The 10,622-nt window shown below is 71.0% G+C and carries 13 protein-coding genes; 7 read left to right on the top strand and 6 right to left on the bottom strand.

Annotated elements, in window-relative coordinates; translation table 11 throughout:
• Nucleotides 1-28: 28 nt before the first annotated feature.
• Complete coding sequence (locus CH341_RS22780) at nucleotides 29-298, bottom strand: hypothetical protein (RefSeq protein WP_111421282.1); 270 nt, start codon at nucleotides 296-298, stop codon at nucleotides 29-31.
• Nucleotides 271-453 carry a hypothetical protein gene (locus CH341_RS33840; protein WP_146604584.1) on the bottom strand — a complete coding sequence of 61 codons (183 nt, stop codon included), beginning with the start codon at nucleotides 451-453 and terminating at the stop codon, nucleotides 271-273. The genes CH341_RS22780 and CH341_RS33840 overlap by 28 nt, the downstream gene beginning before the upstream one ends.
• A gap of 176 nt (nucleotides 454-629) precedes the next feature.
• Here CH341_RS33840 and CH341_RS22785 point away from each other — a divergent pair, with 176 nt between their 5' ends.
• The 3 genes from CH341_RS22785 (at nucleotide 630) to CH341_RS22795 (ending at nucleotide 3,648) form a co-directional block, all read left to right on the top strand.
• Nucleotides 630-1,346, top strand: a complete 717-nt coding sequence (locus CH341_RS22785) for a response regulator (RefSeq protein WP_111421283.1) — start codon at nucleotides 630-632, stop codon at nucleotides 1,344-1,346.
• Between the two features lie 43 nt (nucleotides 1,347-1,389).
• Nucleotides 1,390-2,835, top strand: coding sequence for a sensor histidine kinase (locus tag CH341_RS22790; RefSeq protein ID WP_111421284.1), 1,446 nt, complete (start codon nucleotides 1,390-1,392; stop codon nucleotides 2,833-2,835).
• A 63-nt stretch (nucleotides 2,836-2,898) separates the two neighbouring features.
• Nucleotides 2,899-3,648: a DUF4336 domain-containing protein gene (locus CH341_RS22795; RefSeq protein ID WP_245431204.1), complete on the top strand. Its 750-nt coding sequence runs from the start codon at nucleotides 2,899-2,901 to the stop codon at nucleotides 3,646-3,648.
• Nucleotides 3,649-3,655: 7 nt separating this feature from the next.
• On the opposite strand, the gene CH341_RS22800 is transcribed toward CH341_RS22795, so the two are convergent.
• Nucleotides 3,656-4,051: a rhodanese-like domain-containing protein gene (locus tag CH341_RS22800; RefSeq protein ID WP_111421285.1), complete on the bottom strand. Its 396-nt coding sequence runs from the start codon at nucleotides 4,049-4,051 to the stop codon at nucleotides 3,656-3,658.
• A gap of 231 nt (nucleotides 4,052-4,282) precedes the next feature.
• On the opposite strand from CH341_RS22800, the gene CH341_RS22805 reads away from it, so the two are divergent.
• Complete coding sequence (locus CH341_RS22805; protein ID WP_111421286.1) at nucleotides 4,283-4,492, top strand: hypothetical protein; 210 nt, start codon at nucleotides 4,283-4,285, stop codon at nucleotides 4,490-4,492.
• A gap of 25 nt (nucleotides 4,493-4,517) precedes the next feature.
• Here CH341_RS22805 and CH341_RS22810 read toward each other — a convergent pair whose 3' ends face one another.
• Nucleotides 4,518-4,697: a hypothetical protein gene (locus CH341_RS22810; RefSeq protein ID WP_111421287.1), complete on the bottom strand. Its 180-nt coding sequence runs from the start codon at nucleotides 4,695-4,697 to the stop codon at nucleotides 4,518-4,520.
• Nucleotides 4,698-4,984: 287 nt separating this feature from the next.
• Between CH341_RS22810 and CH341_RS22815 the strand changes: the two genes are divergently transcribed.
• A complete protein-coding gene (locus tag CH341_RS22815) occupies nucleotides 4,985-5,167 on the top strand; it encodes a hypothetical protein (RefSeq protein WP_111421288.1) in 183 nt (60 codons plus the stop codon).
• Between the two features lie 18 nt (nucleotides 5,168-5,185).
• Here CH341_RS22815 and CH341_RS22820 read toward each other — a convergent pair whose 3' ends face one another.
• Entirely contained in the window at nucleotides 5,186-6,292 is a 1,107-nt protein-coding gene (locus CH341_RS22820; RefSeq protein ID WP_111421289.1) for a pyridoxal phosphate-dependent aminotransferase, read from the bottom strand.
• 159 nt (nucleotides 6,293-6,451) lie between these two features.
• Complete coding sequence (locus CH341_RS22825) at nucleotides 6,452-7,369, bottom strand: LysR family transcriptional regulator (protein ID WP_111421290.1); 918 nt, start codon at nucleotides 7,367-7,369, stop codon at nucleotides 6,452-6,454.
• 205 nt (nucleotides 7,370-7,574) lie between these two features.
• On the opposite strand from CH341_RS22825, the gene CH341_RS22830 reads away from it, so the two are divergent.
• The gene (locus CH341_RS22830) at nucleotides 7,575-8,978 is read left to right on the top strand and encodes a sodium:solute symporter family protein (RefSeq protein ID WP_111421293.1); all 1,404 of its coding nucleotides are present in this window, start codon (nucleotides 7,575-7,577) and stop codon (nucleotides 8,976-8,978) included.
• Nucleotides 8,979-9,312: 334 nt separating this feature from the next.
• Nucleotides 9,313-10,503: an ABC transporter substrate-binding protein gene (locus CH341_RS22835; RefSeq protein ID WP_170149767.1), complete on the top strand. Its 1,191-nt coding sequence runs from the start codon at nucleotides 9,313-9,315 to the stop codon at nucleotides 10,501-10,503.
• The last annotated feature ends 119 nt before the right edge of the window (nucleotides 10,504-10,622 follow it).

Raw genomic sequence — 10,622 nt, forward strand, 5'->3', positions numbered from 1 at the left:
GCTCCGCGCCTCGGCGGCGCGGAACCGGTCAACAGCGGCAGCGACGGACGCCCCACCGGTCGACGAAGCAGCGGCCGGGCGCCACGGCCATCGGCACGCAGGCGATCGGCGTGCACAGGGCGCCGTGGCGATGCCAGCCGCGCGCCGGACCGAACTCGCAGGAGCGGTGGCAGCCGTGCACCCGGACGAAATCGTCGTCCGGCCCGACCGGGACGGCCCCGGCCGGAAAGGCCTGGGCCGCGCCGAGCGTGCCGAGCAGGGCCACCGCGGTCAGCAGCAGGCGTGGTGTGGCGAGCATGGGATCTCCCTTCTTCGGAATGGGGGCGACGGGATGTGGCGGAGCGGCACGCTCACCAGCGCGTCACCGGCCGTCGTCGCTGCCGGTGCCGCCGCCAGCGTCGTCCTGGACACCGCGAGCTCGAACGGCGCGAGCTCGAACGGTGCGTTCGTCATGGTCGCTCTCCTCTGGTCGGGTGTTCGGCCTGGACTGTCGTGATCCTGGGGACCCCGCGTCGTCGCTGTTTGCCCGGCGGGTCACGCGTCTCGCCGTTTGGTCACGCGGCGTAACGGTTCGTAACAGCGGCCGGCTCCGGCTTGTCGCGGCCCCCCCTCCCCGCCTATGAAGCAGCATGGTGAATTCCGACGCCCTCATCGCCGTCGTCGAGGACGACGACGAGATTCGCCGTCTCGTCGCCGACCTGCTGGCCCAGGACGGATTTCTGGTCGCGCCCGCGCCGACCGGCGCCGATCTCGACGCCGTGCTGGCGCGCCGGACGCCCGACCTCGTGATCCTCGATCTGATGCTGCCGGGCGAGGACGGCCTCTCGATCTGCCGCCGCCTGCGGGCGCGCGGCGGCGTGCCGATCCTGATGCTCACGGCCAAGAGCGACGCGATCGATCGCGTCGTCGGGCTGGAGCTCGGTGCCGACGACTATCTGGTGAAGCCGTTCGAGCCGCGCGAGCTGGTGGCGCGGGTGCGCGCCATCCTGCGCCGCGCCCGCGGCATGCCGGAGGCGCTGCCGAGCCGCCGCTACGGCTTCGACGGCTTCGTCGTCGATCTCGACGCCCGCCGGCTCGAGACCAGCGGCGGCGCCCCGGTGCCGCTGACGAGCGCCGAGTTCGATCTGCTGGCCTGCTTCGTCCAGCGCCCGCGCCGCGTGCTGTCGCGCGACCAGCTTCTCGACTGGACGCGCGGCCGCGACGCCGAGCCGTTCGATCGCACCATCGACATGACGATCTCGCGCCTGCGCAAGAAGATCGAGCAGGCCGCGCCCGGCACCAGCCTGATCACGACGGTGCGCAACACCGGCTACCTGTTCGTCGCGACCGTGAAGCAGCTGACGTGATCAGAAGCCGCCCGGCCATCCCGCGCATTCCCCGGGCCACGCGATGATGCGGCTCGGCTTCGGGGCGCGGCTGTTCGCCATCTTCGTGACCAGCCTGGTGGCGCTGCAGTTGCTCGCGGTCGTCGCCTTCGTGCTCCAGCGCAGCCGCGCCACCGACAGCGAGCTGCGGCTCCCCCTGCCCGACCAGGCGGCGGCGCTGGCCGAGCTTCTGGACGGCCTCCCCAAGACCGACTGGCCGAAGGTTCTGCGCGCCGCGAACAGCGTCGATCTGTCGGTGCGCATCGTCGAGCGGCGGCCGGACGGCCGCGAGCCCGACTGGTACGAGGCGCCGCTGGTCGACTTCATCCTGCGCCGCTATCTCGGCACGCTCGGCGACCGCCCCGTGCGGGTGCGGGTCGAGCCCTCCAACGAGGTGCTGGCCGGCCCGCTGCGGCTGCTCGCCTGGGTCTCGCCCGGCACCATCGAGATCGAGATCGGCCTGAAAGGCGGCGAGACACTGGTGGTCAGCGCCGGCGGCGTGCTGGCGCTCTCCGTCGTCGGGCTGCCGCCCGGATTCTGGGCCGGCATGCTCGGCCTGCTGGTCGCCGGCGTGGCGCTCCACCTCCTGCGCCGCGAGGCGCGGCCGCTGCGCGATCTCGCCGCCGCGGTCGACCGCGTGCCGCTCGGCGCCGAGGCGCCGGCGATTCCGGACCGCCCGAGAAGCGCGCCGGAGATCCGCGCGCTGATCGGCGCCTTCAACCGGCTCACCGGCCGCATCGCCGACCTGCTGCGCGCCCGCATGGCGCTGATGGGCGGCATCTCGCACGACCTGCGCACCTATGTGACGCGGCTGCGGCTGCGCGCCGATCTCATCCCGGACCGGCAGGAGCGCGCCCGCACCATCGCGGATCTCGACGAAATGAGCCGGCTGCTCGACGACTCGCTGCTCGCCTGCCGCACCGGCGTGCCGGTGATCAACGAGGAGCTCGTCGCGATCGCGCCGCTCCTCGCCAGGGAGGTTTCAGACCGCACGCCGCCCGCGCCCGGGAAGGCGCAGGGCTCGGCGCCGGTGTCCCTCACGCTCGCGCCCGAAGCCGAGACGGCCGAGGTGCTGGGCGACCCGATCGCGCTGCGTCGCCTGTTCGCCAATCTGGTCGACAACGCCCTGAAGTACGGCGGCGTCGCCGACATCGCGGCCGGCGTGGATCGCGCCGCGCCGGAAGGCCCGGCGCTGGTCGTCACCATCGACGACGACGGACCCGGCATCCCGGACGAACAGCGCGCCGCCCTGCTGGAGCCGTTCGCCCGCGCCGACGCCTCGCGCAACCGCGCCACCGGCGGCGCCGGCCTCGGCCTCGCCATCGCCCGCGGCGTCGCCGAGCAGCACGGCGGCACCCTCACCCTGGGCGACGCCCCGTCGGGCGGCCTCCGCGCGACGGTGCGGCTGCCGATGTTCGTGACGGATGCCGGCCCCGGCTCCACCGGAACCCGCTCCTCCGGCGATGGTTGATCAGCCGAGTGCGGGCGGCGCGCGTCCGTTGTGGCAGTGTCTCGATCACAGAACGGAGCTCCAGTGACGTCGGACCAGCACCATCGCGCCGTCTATCCGCCGCTCGATGTGCTGAAGCCGGTGGCGCCGGACGTGTGGATCGTCGACAGCGGCCCGCTGTCGGCGATGGGACTTGCTCTGCCGGTGCGCATGACCGTGGTCCGGCTCGCCAACGGCGCCATGTGGCTGCACTCGCCGACACGCTGCGACGACGCCCTCGCGCGTGAGATCACACGGATCGGGCCGGTTCGCCACCTCGTCGCGCCCAATGTCGCGCACTGGTCGTTCCTGAAGGACTGGGCCGCCCGCTGCCCGGACGCGACCACATGGGCGGCGCCGGGCCTGCGCGACCGCGCCCCGGTGAAGGCCTCCGGCACGAGGCTCGACCATGATCTCGGCACGACCCCGCCCGCCGCCTGGGCCTCCGACATCGACCAGGGTATCGTGCCGGGCGGCTTCGGCGTCAGCGAGGTCGCCTTCCTGCACAGGGCGAGCGGCACGCTCGTGCTGACCGACCTGATCGAGAATTTCGAGCCCGAGAAGGTCGGGCCGCTGGCCCGGCCGCTGCTCGCCCTGATGGGCGCGATGGCGCCGGACGGCAAGGCGCCGGCGCATCTGCGCTTCGCGATCAACCGCCGACGCGCGGCGGCGCGGGCGGTGGCCCGCGAGCTGGTCGCCTGGCAGCCCGAGCGCGTGATCTTCGCACACGGGCGATGGTTCGAGCAGGACGGCAGCGCCGCGCTCCGACGCTCGCTGCGCTGGCTCCTGGACTAGCGTCCGCTCACATCCCGGTGTCGATCGGCTTCTCCACCGCGCCGCCGGCCTCCGCCCAGTCCTTGAAGGCGCCGAGATTGAACACCTGGGTGTAGCCGAAATCCTTCAGCACCTTCGCGGCGAGCGCCGAACGGCCGCCGGAGGCGCAGTAGAGAATCACAGTCTTGGCCTTGTCGAAGGCCTTGTCGTGGTAGGGCGACTCCGGATCGGCGCGAAACTCCAGCATGCCGCGGGAGACGTGCACGGCCCCCGCGACCTTGCCGGACTTCTCCACCTCGGGCGCGTCGCGGACGTCGACCACCAGCACGCCGCCCTTCGCCATCATCTCCGTCGCCTGCGCGGGCGTGATCTTCGGCACCACGGCGTTGGCTGCCGCGATCATCTCCTTGACGCTTCCGGCCATGTCGATCGTCCTCGTTGGGGTCGTGAACATATTCCAACCCGTGTATCCGTCCCCCGCCGCCGGCGCAATGCGACGGAGGCGGCGAGCAGGCGGCGGCTCGCGTCGGGGGACGACGGCCTCGAGGCACTCGCCCGGGCCGGGGCGGGTGAGGCCGCTCGGACCGATCTGGGACACAAGAGAGTCGAAATAGACTCTTTTCCGTACACGAATGCTCGGGTTAACGTTTCGGTCATGGCCACCGAGAAAGCCGAGACCGACCGCATTCCGATCACCCTGTCGCTGGCGACGATCGGCTATCTGGAGCGCCTGGTGCGCCAGGGGACGCACGGCACCAGCGTGCCCGGCGTCGCCCGCACCCTGATCGAGGAAGGAATCCGCAACGCCATCAAGGACGGGCTTCTGGCGATCCGCGACAATCCCCGCAACAATCACCACGACTGACGCCGCGGCCGGCGCCTGCATCTGCCTATCGGTTGCCCGGCTCGTCGTGGCCGTCGACGCAGGCGTTACACAGCCAGTACCAGGCGAGGCCCGCCAGCGCCCCGGAGGCGACCACGGCGGCGGCGAGCCCGAACGGCAACTGCATCCACGGCATCGCCCCGACCCACAGGACGGCGAACAGCAGCGCGGAGGCGAGACGGGGCATCGGAGAGACTCCAAGGAACGCCCGAGCGGGCGTTCCAGGCCTCCGTCATGCACCCCGACGGCCGGTCCGGACCGTGAGGCGGGTCACACAGGGACGCGTCTCGACGCGGCTGGTGCTCGAATACCCGATCCGCCGAGAACGCATGGAACGGCCGAACCGGCCGCGGGTTACAGTCTCGCATCCCGTCTGCCGGCACGATGTGTCGGCAAGCCGGGATCGTTCACTGCGAGACCGACCATGCCCCCGCGCGACCCCCGATTGCCCTGCCCCGCCCGTGGGGTGACGTCATGACAGACCGCCGCCACGCCGCCTCCGGCGACGACCAGCCGGGCCCGACGCCGCGGCTGGGGGCGGCCGACCGCTCGCTCATCCGCGCCGTCGCCATCGACCTGATGATGCATCTGGCCCGCACCCTGCCTCCGCAGACGCGCCGTCCGCGCCGGACCCGCCGGGACAACGGGTCGACCTGACCGAGCGCCGGGACCGGCTCAGCCGCGCGCGGCGATCTCCAGGGCCGCGGGAAGCTCCTGCTCCAGAATGTCGAGCTCGACCGGGCGGCCGCAGCCGATGCGGATGCAACGGTCGAGCGGCGCGACTCCCGGCATGCGCACGAAGACGTCGCGCCCGACCAGTGCCTGCAGCACGCGGCGCGCAAACGCGCCGTCGCGGCCGCAATCCACGGTGACGAAATTGGTGGCGGAGGGCAGCGGCACGAGCCCGTTGGCCCGCGCGATCCCGCCGATGCGGGCACGCGCCGCCTCCACCTCGTCGCGCACCCGGGCGACGTGGCCCGGATCCCGGATCGCCGCCAGCGCCCCGGCCTGGCTGATCCGGCTGATGCCGAAATGGTTGCGGATCTTGTCGAAGCTGCTGATCAATGCCGGCGCCCCGATGGCGTAGCCGACCCGGATGCCGGCGAGGCCGTGGGCCTTGGAGAAGGTCCGCAGCCGCAGCACCCGGGGATCGGCCGGGTCGAGCGCCGGAGACACGCCGTCGGGGGCGAACTCCGCATAGGCCTCGTCGAGCAGCAGCAGCGCGTCGTCCGGCACGCCGTCCACCATGCGGCGAATGTCCGCGGCCGGCCACCAGGTGCCCATCGGGTTGTCGGGATTGGCGATGTAGACGAGCGTGGCGTGCTCGCGGCGCACCGCGTCGATCAGCGCCTGCGGGTCCTCGCGATCGTCACGATACGGCACCGTCACCAGCCGCCCGCCGAAGCCGGCGACGTGGAAGTTGAAGGTCGGATAGGCGCCGAGCGAGCTGACCACCGGCATGCCGGGCGCGATCAGCAGACGCACCACGAGCCCCAGAATGCCGTCGATGCCTTCGCCGACATAGACGTTTTCGGGCGCGACGCCGTGTGCGGCGGCGATCGCGTGCTTGAGATCGTGGTTCTCGGGATCGCAATATTTCCAGGCCTCGGCGGCCTCGGCCTGCATGGCGGCGACGGCCGCGGGCGACGGCCCGAAGGCGTTCTCGTTGGCGCCGATGCGGGCCCGGAAGGCGCTTCCACGGGCGCGCTCCTGGGTCTCCGGACCGACGAACGGCACGGTGGCGGGCAGGCTGTCGACGAGGGCGGTGAAGCGGGCGGGCATGAGCGGAGCGGCCGGGGCGAGAGCGGCGGGGGCCCCCGTGTTTGCCGCCGCCCGCCCGCCTCGGCAACGAAAATCACGCCGGGAGACGAAGCATGCTGCCGCGAACGGTCCCTTGGCCGGTCGTTCTTCCAGGTCGCCGGGCGCGGAAAAAATCCTTCGTCAGTCCAGCGCGACCGGCAGCACCGTCTCGCCGCGGGCCCGCAGGACGCGGACGAAGCTGCGCACCACCGCGGCGTTGCCGCTGCGCCGATAGGCGGCCGACAGCTCGGCGAAGACCTCGCAATCGGCGAGCGGACGGTAGACCACGTCGGGCAGCCGCACCCGCTGCAACGACGACGGCACGGCCGCGACAGCGAGCCCGACCCCGACCAGATTCAGCACCGAGATGAAGTCGCGCACATGGTGGACGATGCGCGGCGTGAAGCCGCCGGCGCGGCCGATCGCCATCGTGTGGCCGCCGAAGCCGACCCGGTCGTCGGCCTGGGGCACGACGAAGTCCTCGTCGACGAGCCGTGCGGCCGCGATCGGGCCATCGCGGGCCGCGAGCGGGTGGTCGACCCGCAAGGCGAGCAGGATCGGCTCGCGCAGTTGCGGCAGCACGACGATGCCGGCCGGGTGGTCGGGCCGCGGGCGCAGGAAGCCGACATCGATGCTCCCCTCGGCGAGCGCCTCGATCTGGCGCCACGTCTCCATCTCGGTGAGCGACACGGTGACGCCCGGCCGCTCCTGCCGATAGTGGAAGACGGCCGAGGAAAGCAGGCCCGACCAGGTGGCGGAGGCGACATAGCCGATCTCCAGCCGCCCACGCTCACCGCGCCCGGCCTGGCGCACCACCAGCTCGGCCTTCTCGAACTGCGCCAAAGCGGCACGCGCCTCGTCGACGAACAGCGCGCCGGCCGGCGTCAGGCGGATCGGCGCCCGCTTGTTGCGCTCGACCAGCCGCACGCCGAGCTCCTGCTCGAGCCCGGCGACCTGGCGGCTGACCACCGACTGCGCCAGCCGCAGCCGCTCCGCCGCACGCCCGAAATGCAGCCGCTCGGCGACCTCGACGAAGCAACGGACGGCCTTGAGATCCATGCGGCTCCTCGGCAGAGGCTCGGGCCGACCGAAAGCAAGGGATGCGAGGCGCCCGGCCCCACCCACTTTAATCCATTTTCGCGATTAAAAAAGCGCAACACAGTATTGGACCGGACGGCCCGTCGGACGCATTGTGCGGCGCAGCAAGTCACCCCCGATCGCGCAGACACTGCGCGCCCGGCATCCGCGGGCGTTCCGTTCGACCATGCTCTCCCTCTCGGTTTCCCAGCTCGCCGGCCTGGTCGGCACCGTTCTGGCCGTGGTCGCCTTCGGGGCCTGGTCGTCGCGCAACGTCCGCTCGGCGCAGGGCTACAGCCTCAACGGCCGCTCGGCCGGCTCGATCCTGATCGCCGGCAGCATCTCGGGGACCGCGGTCGGCGGCTCCTCGACTGTCGGCACGGCCCAGATGGCGGCCTCCTTCGGCCTGTCGGGATGGTGGTTCACGCTCGGCACCGGCATCGCGCTCCTGGTGCTGGCCGCGTTCTACGCCCGGCCGCTGCGGCGGAGCGGGCTGGAGACGATCCCGCAATATCTGACGATCCCGTACGGCCGCTCGGCCGGGCCGCTGGCGAGCCTGGTCTCGTCGCTCGGCATCCTGTTCAGTGCGGTGGCGAGCGCGCTCGCCGGCATCCACCTGATGGTCGCGATGTTCGGCATGGCGCCATGGGTGGCCGCCGCCGTGCTGGTGGTGCTCGTGCTGGCCTACGGCATGTTCGGCGGGCTGAAGGGCGCCGGCGTCTCCGGCATTCTCAAGATGGCGGTGCTGTGGCTGACGCTGTGGATCGCCGGCGGCTACGCCGGCCTGTCGCTCGCGGCGATGCCGGACTTCGACACGCTGTTTCCCGCCTTTCCGTGGTTCAGCCTGTGGGGCCGCGGCACCGGCGAGACGCTCTACAATCTGATGTCGCTGATCGTCGGCGTCGTCTGCACCCAGACCTATGTGCAGGCCATCTATGCGGCCTCCGACACGCGCGTCGCCGCGGTCGGCGCCGCCACGGCCGCGCTGATCACCATTCCGATCGGGCTGCCCTCGATCGCGGTCGGCATGTTCATGCATGCCCGCCATCCCGAGCTGGCGCCCGTGCTGGCCTTGCCCGTGTACATGATCTCGTATCTTCCGGGCTGGATCGGCGGCATCGGGCTCGCCGGGATCCTGATGTCGGTGGTCGGCTCGATCGCCGGCCTGGCGCTCGGCATCGGCACCATGATGGCCAACGACATCGGCCGCGGCCTGCTCGGCGTGCGCGACGACACGACCATCCTGCTGATCAACCGCGTGAGCGTCCTCGGCGTCACCGCCGTGTCGATGCTGATCGCGCTGTCGGCGCTCGACTCCTACGTGCTCGACTGGAACTACATGTCGATGGCGCTGCGCGGCGCCTCGGTGTTCCTGCCGCTGTCGCTCGCGGTGTTCTGGCCCGGACGCCTGCCGGCGCTGTGGGCCGTCGGCTCGATGGTCGGCAGCACGGCGGCGGCGGTCGCGGTGCGCGTGCTGTTGCCGCTGCCGATCAATCCGCTGATGACCGGCCTCGCGGTGAGCGCCGGCGTGGTGTGCCTCGGCCTTCTGCGCGGCACCGCGACCAACCGTCGCGACACGCCGCCGGCGTGAGCGGCGCTTTCCCGCATTGCAGCGAAACTGGAAGAAAAGCAGGCACGTCCTGCCGCGACCGCTCACGGACTGGCCGTAACGGCGCAGTGTCTCTCGCTTTTTTCGCGGGTGACACGTCCAAACAATATGCAACAATGCGGCGTTGGTGCCTCCGTTTCGTCCTTGCGTGCGGGCGAGGACTTGATACCGTTAGTGTGCTAACGAATTCGCGACGATCGCGGACGATGAGATCAGGTCGACGGCGCAGCGCGCGTCCGCGCCCGAGACCCGGCGTCCGGGTCGCAGGTGTCGGTCGAGTCGAGCGAAGAGAGGGATCATCGCCGTGTCGAAAACCGTGTCGTTTTGTCATGTCCTGGCTGCAGCATTCGCCGTGGCGCTGCCCGGACAGCTCCTCGCCGCAGACATCAAGATCGGCGAGATCAACAGCTATTCGGGCTTGCCTGCCTTCACCGAGCCGTACCGCAAGGGATGGCAGCTCGCCGTCGAGGAGATCAACGCCAAGGGCGGCATCAACGGCAACAAGCTCGTCGTGATCTCCAAGGACGACGCCGGCAAGCCGGCCGATGCCGTGACGGCGGCCAACGAGCTGGTCTCCAAGGAAGGCGTCGTGATGCTCACGGGCGCCTTCTTCTCGCATATCGGGCTCGCCCTCGCCGACTTCGCCGCGCAGAAGAAGATCTATTATCTCGCCGGCGAGCCGCTCACCGACGCGATCGTCTGGTCGAAGGGCAACCGCTACACGTTCCGCCTGCGGCCGTCGAACTACATGCAGGCCGCCATGCTGGCCGAAGAGGCCGCCAAGCTGCCGGTGAAGAAGTGGGCGACCGTCGCCCCCAACTACGAGTACGGCCAGTCCGCGGTCGCGGTGTTCAAGCAGCTCCTGTCGGCCAAGCGGCCCGACGTCGAGTGGGTCGGCGAGCAGTGGCCGCCGCAGGGCAAGATCGACGCCGGTGCCGTCTCCGAGGCGCTCGAGGCGACCAAGCCGGAAGCCATCCTCAACGTGACGTTCGGCCCCGACCTCGTGAAGTTCGTGCGCGAGGGCAACACCCGCGGTCTGTTCCAGGGCAAGACCGTGGTCAGCTTCCTGACCGGCGAGCCCGAATACATCGATCCGCTCAAGGCCGAGACGCCGGAAGGCTGGCTGGTGACGGGCTATCCGTGGAACGGCGTCGACACGCCCGAGCACCAGGCCTTCCTGAAGGCCTATCAGGCGAAGTACAACGACTATCCCCGGCTCGGCTCGGTGGTGGGCTATGCCCTGATGCAGTCGGCCGCGGAGGTGCTCAAGAAGGCGAACTCGACCGACACCGAGAAGCTGATCGCCGCCACCAAGGGCCTGAAGGTCGGCACGCCGTTCGGCGAGGTCACGTTCCGCGACATCGACCACCAGTCGACGCTCGGCGCCTTCGTCGGCAAGACCGCCGTCAAGGACGGCAAGGGCGTGATGGTCGACTACAGCTATCGCGACGGCGCCAAGTATCTGCCGAGCGACGACGAGGTGAAGAAGCTGCGCCCGCAGAACTGATTTCGTTCGGCGCCACCCTCCCCTGGAACGGGAGGGTCGGGGCGCGCCGACGGCGCGCTCCGGGGTGGGTGAAGCCCCACCCCGCCGGACGTGCCGTCACCCCCACCCGGCGAGCTTCG

Source organism: Rhodoplanes roseus (genome assembly GCF_003258865.1).
Lineage (GTDB): Bacteria > Pseudomonadota > Alphaproteobacteria > Rhizobiales > Xanthobacteraceae > Rhodoplanes > Rhodoplanes roseus.

What these genes read in the sequence shown, in the direction of transcription:
- CH341_RS22790 (WP_111421284.1), top strand. Translation starts at nt 1,390, where the DNA reads ATGATGCGGCTCGGCTTCGGGGCGCGGCTGTTCGCCATCTTCGTGACC.
- CH341_RS22825 (WP_111421290.1), bottom strand. Translation starts at nt 7,369, where the DNA reads ATGGATCTCAAGGCCGTCCGTTGCTTCGTCGAGGTCGCCGAGCGGCTG.
- CH341_RS22805 (WP_111421286.1), top strand. Translation starts at nt 4,283, where the DNA reads ATGGCCACCGAGAAAGCCGAGACCGACCGCATTCCGATCACCCTGTCG.
- CH341_RS22810 (WP_111421287.1), bottom strand. Translation starts at nt 4,697, where the DNA reads ATGCCCCGTCTCGCCTCCGCGCTGCTGTTCGCCGTCCTGTGGGTCGGG.
- CH341_RS22800 (WP_111421285.1), bottom strand. Translation starts at nt 4,051, where the DNA reads ATGGCCGGAAGCGTCAAGGAGATGATCGCGGCAGCCAACGCCGTGGTG.
- CH341_RS33840 (WP_146604584.1), bottom strand. Translation starts at nt 453, where the DNA reads ATGACGAACGCACCGTTCGAGCTCGCGCCGTTCGAGCTCGCGGTGTCC.
- CH341_RS22820 (WP_111421289.1), bottom strand. Translation starts at nt 6,292, where the DNA reads ATGCCCGCCCGCTTCACCGCCCTCGTCGACAGCCTGCCCGCCACCGTG.
- CH341_RS22830 (WP_111421293.1), top strand. Translation starts at nt 7,575, where the DNA reads ATGCTCTCCCTCTCGGTTTCCCAGCTCGCCGGCCTGGTCGGCACCGTT.
- CH341_RS22780 (WP_111421282.1), bottom strand. Translation starts at nt 298, where the DNA reads ATGCTCGCCACACCACGCCTGCTGCTGACCGCGGTGGCCCTGCTCGGC.
- CH341_RS22785 (WP_111421283.1), top strand. Translation starts at nt 630, where the DNA reads ATGGTGAATTCCGACGCCCTCATCGCCGTCGTCGAGGACGACGACGAG.
- CH341_RS22815 (WP_111421288.1), top strand. Translation starts at nt 4,985, where the DNA reads ATGACAGACCGCCGCCACGCCGCCTCCGGCGACGACCAGCCGGGCCCG.